The following is a 16,468-nucleotide window of genomic DNA, read 5'->3' as shown; positions in this document are numbered from 1 at the left end:
ATGGGACGGCACGACGACGCGCTGGAGGGCCTCGGCCCGACCGGCGCGCACCTGGAGGAGCTGCTGGAGCTGGCCCTGGCGGCCGCCGAGGCCGGTGCGGAGGTCCTGCGGGGCCGCGACGCCGACCGGCTGGGCGTCACCGGCAAGTCCGGCGAGGGGGACTGGGTCACCCGCTTCGACGTCGCCGCCGAGCAGGCCGTGCTGCGCACGATCCTGGACCGCCGCCCGCACGACACCGTCACCGGCGAGGAGTCGGGCACGCACCGGCCGGAGCACCCTTCCGGGATCCGCTGGTCGGTGGACCCGCTCGACGGCACCACCAACTTCATCCGCGGCATCGTCTACTACTGCACGTCCGTGGCCGCCGCCGACGCCGAGGGCAACTGGCTCGTCGGCGCCGTCAACGCCCCGGCCCTGCGCCGCACCTACTTCGCCGTGCGCGGCGCCGGCGCGTGGGTGGAGACGGACGGGACGTCCCGCCGGCTCGAGGGCCCTGTGCCGGACCGGCCCGGCCGGCTCTACGGCACCGGCTTCTCGTTCGACGCCGACCGGCGCGAGCGCCAGTTCCCGGCCTTCCTGGCCACCATGCGGCAGTACACGGACATGCGGCGCCTGGGCTCGGCGGCCCTGGACCTGTGCATGGTCGCGGACGGCGCGCTCGACGGATACGGCGAGCAGGGCCTGCACGAGCACGACTGGGCCGCCGGCGCGCTCATCGCCGAGGAGGCCGGCGCGCTCGTGACCCGCCCGGAGCTGCCGTCCCCGGCGGCGGGGGAGGTGCCGGCCGCCGACCGCCTCGCGGCCTGGACCACCGCACGCGAGCGCGGCATTCCGGGCTGAGCACGGGGCGCGGTGCGGCCTCTCGACACTGTGAGATGGCTCTCGTAACTTGACCGAGACCAAAAAGTTGCCATAGCGTGACCTTTGAAGCGTTCTCCCCGAGGGCATGCCCTCCGCTTCCCGGAGCGTCAGCTCCGGACGCCGGCATCAGTCACGGGCCGGCACCCCTGAACACCGCGGACGTGTGATACCTCACGTCGGGCCGAAAGGGGTAGCGCAACCAAAATCGTTACGCTATCGTGATAAACAGCTTCCCCGAGGATTCCTCCGGGGATCCGGTGCGCCTGGAGTCCGAATCCCGGCGCGCCACGACACCATGCTGGGTGCTGCCGTAACACCGCACGTCGTCTAAAGGGCAGACACCTGTAAGCACTTACCCACCAAAACCTTTCACGGGTAGACGACGGCGCGAAGACATCCGGGGACGGAAACGAGCGCAGGTGGCCCCAGGGAGCATCATGACCAACGCTTTCGCTGTTCGTCGCAACGTCCGTCGCGGTGCCGCCGCTCTGATCCTCGGCGGGACCGCCGTGGGCGCCATGGCCCTGCCGGCCAACGCCGCCCCGGCCTCCACCTGGGACGCCCTCGCCGAGTGCGAGTCCGGTGGCAACTGGAACACCTCGACCGGCAACGGCTTCTCGGGCGGGCTGCAGTTCACCCCCTCCACTTGGGCCGCCTTCGGTGGCACCGGGTCCCCCGAGTCCGCCTCCCGCGACCAGCAGATCGCCGTGGCCGAGAACGTCCTCGACGGCCAGGGCTGGGGCGCGTGGCCCGCCTGCTCCGCGAAGCTGGGCCTGTCCGGCTCCGCCGCCCCCTCCGCCAACCCGATGGGCTCCGCGTCCGTGATCCCGCAGTCCGTCGAGGCCCCGGCCCCGATCGAGGCTCCGGCTCCCGCCCCGGTCGCCGCCCCCGAGCCCGGCCCGGTGGCCGCTCCCGTCGAGGCCCCGGCCGCCGTCCAGGCCCCGGTCGTCGAGTACGTGGCCCCCGCCGCCACCGTGGCCCCGGCCGCCGTGTCCGCCGAGGACTACACCGTGGTCGAGGGCGACACGCTCTCCATCATCGCCGAGAAGCTGGGCATCGAGGGTGGCTGGGAGGCCCTGGCCGCCGCGAACGAGGGCACCATCGCCGACCCGAACCTGATCTTCCCCGGTCAGGTGCTGAACATCCCCGCCTGATCCCCACCGGACAGGCACCGCGCGGCCGCGCCGCGCGACAGCACGCGAGAGGGCCCCTCCGAACGGAGGGGCCCTCTCGCGTGCCCGGTGGGTGTCGGCGCGGCGCGGCGCGTGCGCTCATCAGCTCACGGCGTGCGCTCAGGTCGGGTCCACAGCCACGGCTCGGCGGGCTCGGCCCCGGCGTCGCCGAAGCTCACGGAGCGCTCCGCGCCCTTGACCCGGTACGGCTGGATCACCGTGAGGGACTCGCCCTCCCGGTGCTGGGTCTCCACGGCCACGGCCGTCTGCCCGGAGCGGTCCGGCAGGGTCACGGGGAAGGCGACCGCGGCGCAGAGGAGGTCGTCGCGCAGCTCCACGGCCCTCGCCCGCAGGGCGTCCAGGGCGGCGTCGGGGCTCAGCTCCTCCGCCTCCTCGGCCGGCAGGCTGTCGAGCTCGTACTCGCCGTCCTTGCGGGCGGTCACGAGGAAGGCGGGGAACGCCCCGTGCTGCTTCAGCTGCTGCTCGACCACGGACTGGACGTGGGCCATGACCGTGTCGATCGTGGTGGCGGCGTCCTTGCTGACCCGCTGGCGCCACGCGTTGGCGGCGTCCGTCGCGGACGTCGCGCGCGCGGCCTTCCCGGGGCGGGCGCCGGGGCGCCGGGTGGTGGCGCCGCGGTCCTTCTTCGTGCGGGCGGGGGTGCTCTTGGCCATGTCCGGGTGCTCCTGTGTGGTGGTCGGTGCTCCCCTCCAGGGTATGCCCCTGCTGGGCCCCTCCCGGCCGGGAAGGAGGGGAGTGCCGCGCGGCTAGACTGGACCGGAAACCACCCCCGATCACGAGCAGGAGTGCGCATGTCTGCGATCACCCGCGAGCAGGTCGCCCACCTGGCGAAGCTCGCGCACCTCGAGATGACCGAGGCGGAGCTGCGGTCCATGGCGAAGGAGCTCGACCTCGTCGTCGACTCCGTCGCGTCCGTCAGCGAGGCCGCCGGACCGGACGTCCCGGCCACGAGCCACCCCATCCCGCTGCAGAACGTCTTCCGCGAGGACGTCGTGGGCGAGACCCTCACCGCCGAGGAGTCCCTGCTCAACGCACCGGACGCCGCCGAGGGCAAGTTCAAGGTGCCCGCGATCCTGGACGAGGAGTAGCCGCATGAGCAGCACCGGAACCCCCCAGGGAGTGGTCGGCCTCTCGGCCGCCGAGCTCGCCCGGCGGCTCGCCGCCGGCGAGGTCACCTCCGTCGACGCGGTCCAGGCGCACCTGGACCGCATCCGCGAGACCGACGGCGACCCCGTCGACCCCGCCGACCGCAGCCGCGGCAAGACCGGGCTCAACGCCTTCCTGCACGTCAACGCCGAGGAGGCCCTGTCCGTGGCCGCCGAGGTGGACGCCGCGCGCGCCCGCGGCGAGGAGCTGCCCGAGCTCGCCGGCGTGCCGATCGCGGTCAAGGACCTCATCGTCACCAAGGGCCAGCCCACCACCGCCGCGTCGCGGATGCTCGAGGGCTGGATGAGCCCGTACGACGCCACCGTGACCCGGCGGCTGCGCGCCGCCCGGATGCCGCTGCTGGGCAAGACGAACCTCGACGAGTTCGCGATGGGCTCCTCCAACGAGCACTCCGCCTTCGGCGACACCGCCAACCCGTGGGACCTGTCCCGCATCCCGGGCGGGTCCGGCGGCGGGTCCGCCGCGGCCGTGACCGCGTTCCAGGCGCCCCTGGCCCTGGGCACGGACACCGGCGGGTCCATCCGCCAGCCCGCGGCCCTGACCGGTTCCGTGGGCGTCAAGCCGACCTATGGCGGGGTCTCGCGCTACGGCGTGATCGCCATGGCCTCCTCGCTCGACCAGGTGGGCCCCGTGACGCGCACGGTGCTCGACGCCGCGCTGCTGCACCAGGTGATCGGCGGGCACGACCCGCAGGACTCCACGTCCCTGCCCGACCCAGTCGGCGACCTCGTGGCCCAGGCCCGGGCCGGTGCCGCCGAGGGCGGCCTGGCGGGCCTGCGCGTGGGCGTCGTCAAGGAGCTCACGGGCGAGGGCTTCCAGCCCGGCGTCCAGCAGCGCTTCGAGGAGGCCGTGGAGCTGCTGCGCTCCGCGGGCGCCGAGGTCGTGGAGGTCTCCACCCCGAACTTCAAGTACGCCCTGGGCGCCTACTACCTCATCATGTCCTCGGAGGTCTCCTCGAACCTCGCCAAGTACGACGGCGTGCGCTTCGGCCACCGCGTGCTGCCCGAGGACGGGCCCCTGACCATCGAGCGGGTGATGGGCTCCACGCGGGCCGCGGGCTTCGGCGCCGAGGTCAAGCGCCGCATCATCCTGGGCACCTACGCGCTGTCCGCCGGGTACTTCGACGCCTACTACGGCTCGGCGCAGAAGGTCCGCACCCTCGTGCAGCGGGACTTCGCGGCCGCGTTCGAGCAGGTGGACGTGCTGGTCTCCCCGACGTCCCCGACCACCGCGTTCGAGCGGGGCGCCGTGGACGAGTCCGCCGACCCCATGCAGATGTACCTCAACGACATCGCCACCATCCCCACCAACCTGGCCGGGGTCCCCGCGATCTCCGTCCCCGGCGGCCTCGCCCCCGAGGACGGGCTGCCCGTGGGCATCCAGTTCATGGCCCCGGCCCGCCGGGACGCCCGGCTCTACCGCGCCGGCGCCGGCCTGGAGGCCCTGCTCGAGCAGCGCTGGGGCGGGCCGGTCTGGCAGCAGCTGCCGGACACCGCCGCCCTGGTCCGGGACCTGGCCGGCGGACCCGCCGCGTCCGATCTGTCCGCACCCGTCCGGGGAGGAGCCCGCTGATGAACCGGAGCACCGAAGAGGTCCTGTCCTTCGACGAGGCCATGGAGAAGTACGACCCCGTGCTGGGCTTCGAGGTCCACGTGGAGCTCAACACCCGGACCAAGATGTTCGACGCCGCCCCCAACGTCTTCGGGGACGAGCCGAACACCAACGTCACCCCGGTCTCGCTCGGCCTGCCAGGGGTGCTCCCCGTGGTGAACCGGGTGGCCGTGGAGTCGGCGATCAAGCTCGGGCTCGCCCTGGGCTGCGAGATCCGCCCCGTCTCCCACTTCGCCCGGAAGAACTACTTCTACCCGGACACCCCCAAGAACTTCCAGACCTCCCAGTACGACGAGCCGATCGCCGAGAACGGCTCGGTCGACGTCGAGCTGGAGGACGGGACCGTGTTCACGGTCGAGATCGAGCGCGCCCACATGGAGGAGGACGCCGGGAAGCTCACGCACATGGGCGGTGCCGCCGGGCGCATCCAGGGCGCGGACTTCTCCCTGGTCGACTACAACCGCGCCGGCGTTCCGCTCATCGAGATCGTGACGAAGCCCATTGTGGGCGCCGGCTCCCGCGCGCCCGAGCTGGCCCGCGTCTACGTGGCCCTGATCCGGGAGATCGTGAAGAACCTCGGGATCTCGGACGCGAAGATGGAGCGCGGCAACGTCCGCTGCGACGCCAACGTGTCCCTCATGCCCAAGGGCAGCGCCACGTTCGGCACCCGCTCCGAGACCAAGAACGTGAACTCGCTGCGCGCCGTGGAGCGCGCGGTGCGCTTCGAGATCCAGCGCCACGCCGCGGTGCTCGACTCCGGCGGCACGATCGTGCAGGAGACCCGGCACTGGCACGAGGACACCCGCTCCACCACGAGCGGGCGCCCCAAGTCCGACGCCGACGACTACCGCTACTTCCCGGAGCCCGACCTCGTGCCGGTCGTGACCGACCACGAGTGGATCGAGCGGTTGCGGGCCGAGCTGCCCGAGCCCCCGGCCGAGCGCCGGAAGCGGCTCAAGACCGACTGGGGGTTCTCCGACGAGGAGTTCCGGGACGTCGTCAACGCGGGGGTCCTCGACGAGATCGAGCAGACCGTCACCGCGGGCGCCGCCCCGGCCGCGGCCCGCAAGTGGTGGATGGGCGAGATCGCCCGACTGGCCAATCAGCGGGAGACGGAGATCGCCGAGCTCGGCCTCACCCCGCAGCACGTCGTCGAGCTCGACGGGCTCATCGACGCCGGCAAGATCAACGACAAGCTCGCCAAGAAGGTCCTCGCCCACGTCCTGGAGGGCGAGGGCTCGCCCGCGGAGGTCGTCGAGCGGCGCGGCCTGGCCGTGGTCTCCGACGACTCCGTGCTGACCGCGGCGATCGACGACGCCATGGCCCAGATGCCCGACGTCGTCGCGAAGGTGCAGGCCGGCAAGGTCCAGGCCGTCGGCGCCCTCATCGGCCCGGTCATGAAGGCCACCCGCGGCCAGGCCGACGCGGGCCGGGTGCGCGAGCTGATCCTGGAGAAGCTCGGCGTGCAGGGCTGACCGCCGACCGCGCGCCCGCGCAGGATCGCGTGCGCCGGCGCGGAGCACCGAGGGGTCGCCTCCCGTGGGAATCCGCAAAGGATTCCGGCAGGACGCGACCCCTCGCCGCGTAGCGGGCTCCGGACGCGACCCCTCACCGTGCGGCGGGCCTCGGAAGCGGCCCTGCGCGGCGTGCGAGCATGGGCGCATGGACCCTGCGTGCGACGTGCTCATCATCGGCGGCGGCATCGCCGGACTGTCCCTGGCCTCGGAACTGGCCGAGCGGCGGGGGAGCGGAGCCGGGATCGTGCTCGCGGAGACCGAGCCGGCCCTGGCCCACCACACCTCCGGGCGCTCGGCCGAGCAGCTGATCCCCAGCTACGGCCCGGCGCCCGTCCGGGAGCTGACCAGGGCGACCGTGGCCCGGCTGCTCGACCCGCGCCCGGCCCCGTCCCGGCCCCTGGCCTGGCCCAGCCGCATGGTCCTCGTGGGGACCGAGGAACGGCTGCGCGCGGAGGCCGCCCCGGGGACGGAGCCGCTGTCCCGGGCGGAGCTCGTGGAGCTGTGCCCCGAGCTGGCCTGCTCCCCGGCGGACGTGGTGGAGGCCGGGAGTCTCGACAGCACCTCCGTGCGCACGGATGCCGCGGCCCTCGTGGCGTGGCACCGCGACCGCGCCGCGGCGGCGGGCGCGCGGCTGCTCACCGGAGCCCCGGTGACCGCGGCGGAGCCCGACGGCGCCGGCTGGCGGGTCGTGGCCGGCGCGCACCGGCTGCACGCCCGGCAGGTGGTCGTCGCCGCGGGCGCCTGGGCGGACGCGGTGGCGGCCCTGTTCGGGGCGGCCCCGCTGGGCCTGCGCCCGTTGCGGCGCACCGCCGCCCTGGTGCGGCTCGCGAAGCCCCTGGCACCGGACCACCCCATGGTCGTGGCCGCGGACCACGGCTGGTACTACCGGCGGGCCGGGGACGGTGCCCTCGTCTCCCCCTCGGAGGCCGTGCCGTCCGAGCCCTGCGACGCGCAGCCGGTGCTCGAGGACGTCGAGGACCTCCTGGGACGGCTCAACACCGTGACCTCCCTGGGCGCCACCGGGATCGAGCGGGCCTGGACCGGGCTGCGCACCGAGTCCGCGGACGGCGTGCCCGTGTGCGGGACCGACCCGGCGGTCCCGGGGCTGGTCTGGCTCGCCGGGCAGTCCGGCTACGGCTTCCAGACCAGTACCGCCATGGCGCGGGCGGCCGCGGACGTGCTGCTCGACGGGGCCGTGGGCCGGTGGTGCTCCCCGGAGACGGCCGCCGCCCTGGACCCGGGCCGCTTCCGGCGCTGAGCCCCCGGGGGTCCGCGGCGCGGCGGATCCCGTGCCGTCGGCCGCCGTGCCGCTCGGCCGCGGATCCCCGGCGGGGTCAGGCCGCGCCCGGGACCCGCCGGCCCGGCTCAGGTCCCGGCGAGGCCCATCCGGTCCAGCGCCCAGGCGTACTCCCAGGCCGTGTCCTTCCACTGCGAGTACCGCCCCGAGGCTCCCCCGTGGCCCCCGGCCATCTCGCAGCGCAGCAGCACCGGCTCGCCGGAGGTCGAGGCCCCCCGCAGCGCGGCGACCCACTTGGCGGGCTCCACGTAGAGCACCCGGGTGTCGTTGAGGCTCGTCACCGCGAGGACCGGGGGATAGGGCAGGGGGCGGACGTTCTCGTACGGGGAGTAGTCGCGCATGTACCCGTAGACGTGCGCGTCCTCGATGGGATTGCCCCACTCCTCCCACTCCAGGGCGGTGAGCGGCAGGCTCGGGTCGAGGATGGACGTCAGCGGGTCCACGAACGGCACCGCCGCCAGGGCGCCGCAGTACTTCTCCGGGGCGAGGTTGAGCACCGCGCCCACCAGCAGTCCGCCGGCGGAGCCCCCCATCACCAGGATCCGCCGCTCGTCGACGTCCGGCCGGGCGGCGAGGTGCTCGGTGACCGCCACGTAGTCGGTGAACGTGTTCGTCTTGTGCAGCTTCTTGCCGTGCTCGTACCAGGTCCGCCCGAGCTCCCCGCCGCCGCGCACGTGCGCCACGGCCCACACCACGCCGCGGTCCAGCAGGGACAGCCGTGAGACGGAGAACGCGGGGTCGGTGCTGTGCTCGTAGGAGCCGTAGGCGTACTGCAGCACCGGCGCCGGCACGGAGGGGTCGAGGTCCGCCCGGCGGACCAGGGAGACGGGGATGCGGGTGCCGTCCGCCGCCGTGGCCCAGTCCCGCTCGACCGCGTAGTCGGCGGGGTCGTAGCCGCCGAGCACCGTGGCCTCGCGGCGCAGCAGCGGCTCGGCGGGCAGCGCGTCGTCGTCCCCGGTGGCGCCCGCCACGAAGACGTCGTAGACGCGCGGGGGCGTCGTGAAGGAGTTGTAGGAAAGGCGCACCACGAGGGCGTCGTGCTCCGCGGCGGAGACGCTCGCGGTGTAGAGCTCCTCGGCGAACGCCGGCTCCACGGGGGCGGCCTGGGCGGCCGTGCCCAGCCCGGCGAGCGGCACCAGTCGGACCCGCAGCGTGGTGTCCGCCCGGACGGAGACCACCAGGTGGGTGGCCGTCACGGCGCAGCCGTTGACGCGGACGGTGTCCGAGGCCGGCACGACGTCGCGCAGGGCCACCTCCGCGACCGGACGGCCCAGGTCGGCCGGGTCCATGAGGGAGATCCGGGAGTTCGGGGCGCCGTGGTCGTGGGTCAGCAGGATCTGCTCCCGCCCGTCCAGCAAGAGGGGCTCCGCCTCGTAGAGCACCCGGTCGGTGCGGGGCAGCACCACCTGCAGCGGCGCGGCCGGGTCCGCGACCGGCTGGATGAGCTGCTCGGAGAACTCGGAGCACATCGCCTCCACCACGATCCAGCGGCGGTCCGCGGACAGGCCCGCCCCGAGCCAGAGGCCGGGGTCGGCCTCCTCGTGGACGACGACGTCCTCGGCCACCGGGGTGCCCAGCTCGTGCCGGCGCAGCTGGTGGGGTCGCCAGGACTCGTCCACCACGGTGTAGTACACGGCGCGGGCGTCCGGGGTGAGGAAGGACCCGTAGAAGGTCCCGGGGATCTCGTCGGCGAGCAGCGCGCCCGTGGTGAGGTCCCGGACCCGCAGCGTGAAGCGCTCGTCGCCGGTGACGTCCTCGGCCCAGGCCAGCAGCTCCCCGTCCTCGGAGACGTCGAAGCTGCCGAGGGAGTAGAACTCGTGCTTCGCGGCCTCCGCGTTGGCGTCGAGGAGCACCTGCTCCCCGGCCATGGGCGTGCCGGCCTCGACGACGGGCGGGGTCCAGTCCGCGAGGACGTCGCCGGTGGTCACGGCGGGGACCCGGCAGAACACCTGGTGCGCGCCGCCCTCCACCGTGCGGGCGAAGTACCACCAGCCGCCGCGCCGGCTGGGCACGGACAGGTCGGTCTCCTGGGTCCGGTCCTTGATCTCCCCGAAGATCGTCTCCCGCAGCGCCGTGAGGTGGGCGGTGGCGGACTCCGCGTACTCGTTCTCCGCGGCGAGGTGGGCCAGCACCTCGGGGGAGTCCTTCTCCCGCATCCACTCGTACGGGTCGGAGAACACGTGGCCGTGGAAGGCGCGCTCGACGGGCTGCTGACGGATCTGCGGGGGAAGGACAGTCATGGCTCCCATCCTAGGGAACACGCCCCGGGGAGGACGGGCGGGGCTGGCGGGACGGGCCCGGGAAGCGCCGGGGGCGCGGGGCGCCAGGTGCGCCGGTGCCAGAATGGCCGCATGAGCACCCCCGCCCACCTCGCCCCGCGACCGCCCGCCTTCGGATCCACCCGCGCCGACCTGTGGATGCAGGTGCTCCTGGTGCTCGGGGTGTCCCTGGGTGCCTCGGCCCTCTACGCCGCGCTCTCCCTCGCCGAGCACCTCGCGCGCGGACCGCTGTCCGAGGCGCAGGCCACGATGAACCCGCCGCTGAGCCTGCAGCCCCTCTTCGACCTGCTGCGCCAGCTCACCGGCATCGCCCTGGACCTGGTGCCGGTGCTGCTCGCGCTCTACCTGCTCGCCGGCTCCGCCGGCGCCCTGGGCACGGTCCGCCGGCGGATCGGCCTCGACGCCCGCATGCCCGCACCGGACCTCGGCCTGGGCACCGTGCTCTTCCTGCTCATGGGCCTGGGCACGCTGGCGCTCTACGGCGCCGGCCGGGCGCTGGGCGTCACCGCGGAGGTGACCACCTCCGGGCTCGCCGAGCACTGGTGGACGGTGCCCGTGCTGCTGCTCTCCGCGGTGCGCCACGCCCTGGTCGAGGAGGTCGTCGTGGTCGCGTTCCTCACGGACCGGCTGACCCGCATCGGGTGGAGTTGGCCCGTGGTGCTGGTGGTCACGGCCCTGTTCCGCGGCAGCTACCACCTCTACCAGGGGATCGGGCCCTTCCTCGGCAACGTGGTGATGGGCCTCGTCTTCGCGGAGCTCTACCGGCGCACCGGCCGGGTGATGCCCCTCGTCGTCGCGCACTTCCTGCTGGACGCCGTGGGCTTCCTCGGCGCCGCCCGGCTGCTGGGCTGAGAGGCCCCGCCACGGGAAGGCAGCAGGCCGACGACGCAGGAGCACCCCACCCGCTCAACGGGTGGGGTGCTCCTGCGTCGTGAGGGACGATGCCTCGGCCGCCACCTGTCCGTGACACCGCCCCGGAAGGTCGCGGTCGACGACCCGGCGCACCTAGACCGAGGACGGCGCCGAGGACAGCAGGGACTGCCCACGCCGGTTCATGCGTGTCTCGTCCCTCCGGTCGGCACCGACGAGCTCAGCCCTTCTCGTGGTAGGCGTAGCTCTTCTCGCTGTCCTCGTCGTGCTTGTCCTCGTCGCCGTCGTTGTCGTCGTCCTTGTCGTCCTTGTCCTTCTGGCCGTCGTTGTCGTCGTCGTCGTCGTCGCAGTCCTCCTTGCCGTCCCGGTCGGAGTCCTTCCACGCGTGCGCGTAGTCCTCGTCCTCGTCGTCGTGCTCCCAGGTGAACTCGTGGTGGTACTTCTCGTCGTCGTCCTTCTTGCCGTTCTCGTTCTCGTCGTGGTACCAGTGCTCGCCGTCGTGCTGCCAGACGTGCTCGTGGTGGTACTTCTCCTCGTCGTCCCTCTCGCCGTTCTCGTTCTCGTCGTGGTACCAGCCGCCGTTCTTGTCGTCCCCGTCGTCCTTCTCGTCGTCCTTCGCGTTGTCCTTCTCGTCGCCGTAGTCATGCTTGTGGTCATCGCTGGATTTGCCATGGTGATGACCGTTATGCTCGTGCTCATGGCCCTCGCCCGCGAATGCGGGGGCGCCCAGCGAGCTTCCGAGGAGGGCGGCCGCGATGGCCGCACCGGCGAGAGTCTTGTGCAGATCGTTCATGGTTTCCCCTAAGGAGGGCATGACGAAGAAAGCGTCATGCACGCGAGAGAATCTATGTCAAGGCCTGTGAGATGGGCCTTCCCTGAGAACCGGGTGACACCACGGTAGAAGGGGGTTAGCGGCGCGTTCAAGAGTCCGACCAGGAGCAATGGCAACAAATCTCTGTCCCGTCGGACCTCGTTCCTCCGGGGGCGGGACGGGACGGGCCGGGGGTTCCGCGGCCTGCGCCCAGGAGTGCCCCCTGGCTGCTGACCAGTAAGTCAGTCGCGTTCCTGCAGGTCACACGGGATTCTGGAGCCGCGGGAACAACTGCCGGCCACCGCAGCAGCCCTTCCCCGAGGGGCGCGACAGGCAGGCCCCGCGGGCGCCGCCGGGGGCCCCAGGGACCATCAGCACCATGACGGTTCGACACGTTTTGTGACATCGTTGCCGGGTCACAGGACCTCCCCGAGGAGGCACTTGTTCCACGGGGCTCCAGAGCGCGCCCGGGGGGAGTCACATCGGCCCCGGCCGACGTCGATCGTGGCCGGGCCCGTCGAGTGCCCCGACGGCTGGTCGCCGACCGCGGCCATGACCACGACGAGCAGCCGCGGCTGCTGCGAGCCCGGAGGCCGCGAGCGGAGCGGCCCGGTGGGGTCGTCCGATCTCAGATGGTGACGGGGCCGTCCGGGGTGCTGAACGTGACGGAGAGCACCCCCGGGGTGCCGTCCGGATAGCGCCAGTCGACCTCGAGGTCCTCGAGCGCGGTCTCGACGGGGGCGCCCAGCCACTCGGCGACCCGTTCCGGGGCCCCGGCGATGGTCATCCCCGCGAGCCCCACGTCCGTGATCCGCGCCTGGGACGGGTGCATCTCCGGGTCGGAGTCGAAGTGGATCATGAACGGCAGCTGCGGGTCCGCGATCAGGCCCTTCACGCCGATCTGGTGCCACTCCAGGCACCGGCCGTCCGGGAACACCCGCTGGCCCGGCACGGAGTGGCGCCCGAGGCGCCGCTCGAAGGGAGTGAGGTCCTCGACCTCCACGACCCAGCCCAGCCAGCCGCCGCCGGCCTCGGACCGGGCGCGCACGGCCTGGCCGAAGGGCGCCTTCTCCGCCGCCGGGTGCTGGAGGACCTCGACGACCTCCACGTACTGGTGGTTCGTCAGCGGCAGGATCATGTTGCGGGTGCCGAAACGGGGGTGCACCCCGCCCTTGACCGGCTCGATCCCGAGCTGGTCCGCGATGCGCTCGGTGGTGGCCGCCAGGCCCTCCGGGCGGCAGGCGTAGGACACGTGGTCGACTCTCATGGGCACATCGTGCACCCTGTGAGTTTGGTCTCCAAATCGGTCCGCGACGCGCCGGGCGTCGTGCGGGCGACGCCCCGTGCCGGGTGTCACGCCCGGGTCCGGCTTGACGCCGTGACGCCCTGATCCGGAGAATGCTGTCCAGGTCATGAGCGCCAGCGTCCAAGCCCCAGCTAGCTGGCCGGCAACCCTCCACCGCGGTGGGGTGCCCTGGGTGAAGACCAGGCTCCTCGCGACCGGCGAGCGAGCAAGCGCGGGTCCCCGGCGCCCGGCCGTTCCCGGCCGCACCGACTCGACCGGGACGGGACCCCTGACCTCCGCAAGGAGTCCCACGGCATGTCCGATCTCCCCGCTTCCAGCACCGACGTCTCCGTCCCCCGCACCGGCGAGGCCGCGACCGGACGGCCCACCCCCGAGAACCCCGGGGGCTGGGCCTTCGAGACCCGGCAGATCCACGCGGGGCAGAGCCCCGACCCGGTCACCGGCTCCCGCGCCCTGCCGATCCACCAGACCACGTCCTTCGTCTTCCCCGACGCCCAGGCCGCGGCCGACCGCTTCGCGCTCGCCGAGCTCGGCCCGATCTACACGCGGATCGGCAACCCGACCACGGAGGTCGTGGAGAACCGGATCGCCGCCCTGGAGGGCGGGGTGGGCGCCCTCATGCTCAGTGCGGGGCAGTCGGCGACGACGTTCGCGGTGCTCAACGTCGCCGGCGCGGGCGACCACATCGTGGCCAGCCCCAGCCTGTACGGCGGGACCTACAACCTCTTCAAGTTCACGCTGCCCAAGCTCGGCATCGAGACCACCTTCGTGGCGGACCCCGACGACCCCGAGGCCTGGCGGCAAGCGGTCCGCCCGAACACGAAGGCCTTCTTCGCCGAGACGATCCCGAACCCGCGCAACGACGTGCTCGACATCGAGACGGTCTCCGGGATCGCCCACGACCACGAGGTGCCGCTCATCGTGGACAACACCGTGGCGACCCCCTACCTCATCCAGCCCTTCCGCTGGGGCGCGGACGTCGTGGTGCACTCTGCCACCAAGTTCCTGGGCGGGCACGGCACGGCCATCGGCGGCGTGATCGTGGACTCCGGGAACTTCGACTTCGGCCACTACCCGGAGCGCTTCCCCGGCTTCAACCAGCCGGACGAGTCCTACGGCGGACTCGTCTACGCCGAGGCCCTGGGCGCGGACGGCCCCTTCGGCGTCAACCTGTCCTACATCCTCAAGGCCCGGGTGCAGCTGCTGCGCGACCTCGGCTCGGCGATCTCCCCGTTCAACGCGTTCCTCATCGAGCAGGGCATCGAGACGCTGTCCCTGCGGATGGAGCGGCACGTGGACAACGCCGGGAAGGTGGCCCGCTGGCTCGAGGCGCGCCAGGACGTGCGCTCGGTGTCCTGGGCCGGGCTGGAGTCCTCCCCGTGGCACGAGCGGGCGCAGAAGTACGCGCCCCGGGGCGCCGGGTCCATCCTGGGCTTCGTCCTCGACGGCGGCCGGGAGGCCGGAGCCGCCTTCGTCGACGCCCTGACCCTGCACTCGAACGTCGCGAACATCGGCGACGTCCGCTCCCTCGTGATCCACCCGGCGTCCACCACGCACAGCCAGCTCCTGCCCGAGGAGCAGCTGGCCGCCGGCGTGGAGCCCGGCTTCGTGCGCCTGTCCGTGGGTCTGGAGAACATCGACGACATCCTGGCGGACCTGGAGCACGGCTTCGCCGCGGCCGCGGCCGCGCAGGGAGGACAGGAGTGACCGTGACGGTCGTGGGAGGCGCCGACGCCGGGACCGCCGTCCGCGAGGACGGCGTGCCGCGGGTGACCGGGATCGGCGAGCTGGAGCTCGAGTCGGGCTTCCGGCTGCCCGACGTCCGGATCGCCTACGAGACGTGGGGGACGCTCGCCCCGGACGGCTCCAACGCGGTCCTCGTCGAGCACGCCCTCACCGGGGACACCCACGTGGCGAGCGGGCGGGCCCGCCCCGGCGCGCCCGAGGTCGAGAGGCGCGCCGCGGAGAGCGGCGGCTGGTGGGAGGGCCTGATCGGCCCCGGCGCCGCCATCGACACGAACCGTTGGTTCGTGGTCTGCACCAACATCGTGGGCGGCTGCTACGGTTCCACGGGCCCGGCCACCCCCGCGCCGCCGAGCGTGGACCCCGAGGGCCGCCCCTGGGGCTCCCGCTTCCCGCTCGTGACCGTCCGGGACTCCGTGCACGCCGAGGCGGCCCTGGCCGACGCCCTCGGCATCGAGGCCTGGCGCCTGGTCATCGGCGGCTCCATGGGCGGGGCCCGGGCCCTCGAGTGGGCCGTGACCTGCCCCGACCGGGTCCGGGCGTGCGCGGTGGTCGCCGCGTGCGCCCAGTCCAGCGCCGAGCAGCTCGCCTGGGGCCAGGCGCAGAACCTCGCGATCCGCCAGGACCCCCACTTCCGGGGCGGGGACTACTACGACGGCCCGTTGCCCGTCACGGGCCTGGGCCTGGCGCGGCGGATCGCCCACATCACCTACCGCTCGGCCGACGAGCTGCACCACCGGTTCGGGCGCTCGCCGCAGGCCGACGAGCAGGTCATCGACACGCACGCCGACGGGCGGGGACGCTACCAGGTGGAGAGCTACCTCGACCACCAGGCGTCCAAGCTCGCCGGCCGCTTCGACGCCAACAGCTACCTCGCCGTCAACGAGACGCTCATGTCCCACGACGTCGCCCGGGGCCGCGGCACGCTCGAGGAGGCGCTGTCCGTGACCTCGTGCGAGTGGCTCGTGGCGGCGGTGGACTCCGACCGGCTGTACCTGCCCCGCGAGTCCGACATCCTGGCCGCCGCGCTGCCCGGGGAGGTCCGGCGGCACACCCTCACCTCGCCCTCGGGCCACGACGGCTTCCTCATCGAGGCGCCCCAGCTCGGCAAGCTCCTCGTGGAGACCGTGCTGCGCGAGCGCTGAGCCGGGGCAGGCCCCTACAGTCGTCCCCGGTCCCGTGCCCCGGTGCGATGCCGCCCCCGGGCACGGTGGCGGTGCCGAAGCGCGGCCGCTTCGGCCGGACCTGCGCCCCGGAGCTCGTGCGCCGGATCCGCCGCGCCACCCACGGCCGCAGGTAGCGGTGGGCCCGGACGAGGTCCTCGCCCCGGGCCTGCCGCCACGACGAGGGCGGGCGGCCGGGCACCACCTCGGGCACGAGGCCGTGCCCGAGGCCCAGGGTGTCGAGGCCCTCGACCGCGATCCGGTGGTGGCCCGGGCGAGAGAAGTGCGGCCGGTCGGGGTCCCACATCGCCGGGCCCGCGAGCTCCCGCAGCCCCCACAGGTCCACCAGGACGGCGTCGTGCCGGGACGCGACCACGCGCACGCTCTCGTTGTAGATCGCGATCCGGCCCCGGATCCCGCGCAGCACGGGCGTGGCGCCGATGTCCGGTCCGCCGACGATCACGACCGTGGCCCCGTCCGCGAGCCGGCCCACGACGCCGTCCAGCTCCTCGGCGACCCGGTCCGCCCGGCCGCGGAGCCCGCCGGGGGAGCCGGGGTCCGGGTCCCCGTGCCCTCGGTGAACGAGTCGCCGATCGCCACCGTGCGGCGCCACGGGTGCAGGGGAGGTGCGGTGTCCGGGGGTCCGGCGT

The 16,468-nt window shown here is 73.5% G+C and carries 14 protein-coding genes and 1 riboswitch; of the genes, 9 read left to right on the top strand and 5 right to left on the bottom strand.

The genetic code is table 11. From position 1 onward, the window contains the following. Both ACFYE3_RS11885 and ACFYE3_RS11880 read left to right on the top strand, forming a co-directional pair. A complete protein-coding gene (locus ACFYE3_RS11885; protein ID WP_387609319.1) occupies positions 1-840 on the top strand; it encodes an inositol monophosphatase family protein in 840 nt (279 codons plus the stop codon). A gap of 458 nt (positions 841-1,298) precedes the next feature. Next, the gene (locus ACFYE3_RS11880) at positions 1,299-2,015 is read left to right on the top strand and encodes a transglycosylase family protein (protein ID WP_387609316.1); all 717 of its coding nucleotides are present in this window, start codon (positions 1,299-1,301) and stop codon (positions 2,013-2,015) included. Positions 2,016-2,140: 125 nt separating this feature from the next. Here the strand turns inward: ACFYE3_RS11880 and ACFYE3_RS11875 are convergent, their stop codons facing one another. Beyond that, positions 2,141-2,707, bottom strand: coding sequence for a hypothetical protein (locus ACFYE3_RS11875; protein WP_387609313.1), 567 nt, complete (start codon positions 2,705-2,707; stop codon positions 2,141-2,143). A 138-nt stretch (positions 2,708-2,845) separates the two neighbouring features. On the opposite strand from ACFYE3_RS11875, the gene gatC reads away from it, so the two are divergent. The 4 genes from gatC to ACFYE3_RS11855 all read left to right on the top strand — a co-directional run bounded on the left by gatC (position 2,846) and on the right by ACFYE3_RS11855 (position 7,607). Next, on the top strand, positions 2,846-3,142 hold the full coding sequence (gene gatC, locus ACFYE3_RS11870; RefSeq protein WP_368820713.1) for an Asp-tRNA(Asn)/Glu-tRNA(Gln) amidotransferase subunit GatC: 297 nt from the start codon (positions 2,846-2,848) through the stop codon (positions 3,140-3,142). Between the two features lie 4 nt (positions 3,143-3,146). After that, entirely contained in the window at positions 3,147-4,793 is a 1,647-nt protein-coding gene (gene gatA / locus ACFYE3_RS11865; RefSeq protein ID WP_387609310.1) for an Asp-tRNA(Asn)/Glu-tRNA(Gln) amidotransferase subunit GatA, read from the top strand. After that, positions 4,793-6,307 carry an Asp-tRNA(Asn)/Glu-tRNA(Gln) amidotransferase subunit GatB gene (gene gatB / locus ACFYE3_RS11860; protein WP_387609307.1) on the top strand — a complete coding sequence of 505 codons (1,515 nt, stop codon included), beginning with the start codon at positions 4,793-4,795 and terminating at the stop codon, positions 6,305-6,307. The genes gatA and gatB overlap by 1 nt, the downstream gene beginning before the upstream one ends. Positions 6,308-6,494: 187 nt before the next feature. Then, entirely contained in the window at positions 6,495-7,607 is a 1,113-nt protein-coding gene (locus ACFYE3_RS11855; protein ID WP_387609304.1) for an NAD(P)/FAD-dependent oxidoreductase, read from the top strand. A gap of 107 nt (positions 7,608-7,714) precedes the next feature. On the opposite strand, the gene ACFYE3_RS11850 is transcribed toward ACFYE3_RS11855, so the two are convergent. After that, positions 7,715-9,886 (bottom strand): S9 family peptidase, encoded by a 2,172-nt coding sequence (locus tag ACFYE3_RS11850; protein ID WP_387609301.1) that lies wholly within the window; start codon positions 9,884-9,886, stop codon positions 7,715-7,717. Between the two features lie 111 nt (positions 9,887-9,997). Between ACFYE3_RS11850 and ACFYE3_RS11845 the strand changes: the two genes are divergently transcribed. Continuing rightward, positions 9,998-10,777, top strand: a complete 780-nt coding sequence (locus ACFYE3_RS11845; protein ID WP_387609298.1) for a CPBP family intramembrane glutamic endopeptidase — start codon at positions 9,998-10,000, stop codon at positions 10,775-10,777. 238 nt (positions 10,778-11,015) lie between these two features. Here the strand turns inward: ACFYE3_RS11845 and ACFYE3_RS11840 are convergent, their stop codons facing one another. Beyond that, a complete protein-coding gene (locus tag ACFYE3_RS11840) occupies positions 11,016-11,588 on the bottom strand; it encodes a hypothetical protein (RefSeq protein ID WP_387609296.1) in 573 nt (190 codons plus the stop codon). 646 nt (positions 11,589-12,234) lie between these two features. Next, positions 12,235-12,873 (bottom strand): VOC family protein, encoded by a 639-nt coding sequence (locus ACFYE3_RS11835; RefSeq protein ID WP_387609293.1) that lies wholly within the window; start codon positions 12,871-12,873, stop codon positions 12,235-12,237. A 141-nt stretch (positions 12,874-13,014) separates the two neighbouring features. Next, a riboswitch (SAM riboswitch) is annotated at positions 13,015-13,130 on the top strand. Between the two features lie 76 nt (positions 13,131-13,206). On the opposite strand from ACFYE3_RS11835, the gene ACFYE3_RS11830 reads away from it, so the two are divergent. Both ACFYE3_RS11830 and metX read left to right on the top strand, forming a co-directional pair. Further along, entirely contained in the window at positions 13,207-14,619 is a 1,413-nt protein-coding gene (locus ACFYE3_RS11830) for a bifunctional o-acetylhomoserine/o-acetylserine sulfhydrylase (protein WP_387609290.1), read from the top strand. Further along, complete coding sequence (gene metX / locus ACFYE3_RS11825; protein WP_387609287.1) at positions 14,616-15,800, top strand: homoserine O-acetyltransferase MetX; 1,185 nt, start codon at positions 14,616-14,618, stop codon at positions 15,798-15,800. The genes ACFYE3_RS11830 and metX overlap by 4 nt, the downstream gene beginning before the upstream one ends. Here the strand turns inward: metX and ACFYE3_RS11820 are convergent. After that, entirely contained in the window at positions 15,742-16,431 is a 690-nt protein-coding gene (locus ACFYE3_RS11820) for a hypothetical protein (RefSeq protein WP_387609284.1), read from the bottom strand. The genes metX and ACFYE3_RS11820 overlap by 59 nt on opposite strands. Positions 16,432-16,468 lie beyond the last annotated feature (37 nt).

The sequence above is a fragment of the Kocuria arenosa genome (assembly GCF_042879215.1).
GTDB lineage: Bacteria > Actinomycetota > Actinomycetes > Actinomycetales > Micrococcaceae > Kocuria > Kocuria arenosa.
Note: the sequence above shows the minus strand (reverse complement) of the source record. Positions and strands in the feature narration are given on the sequence as shown.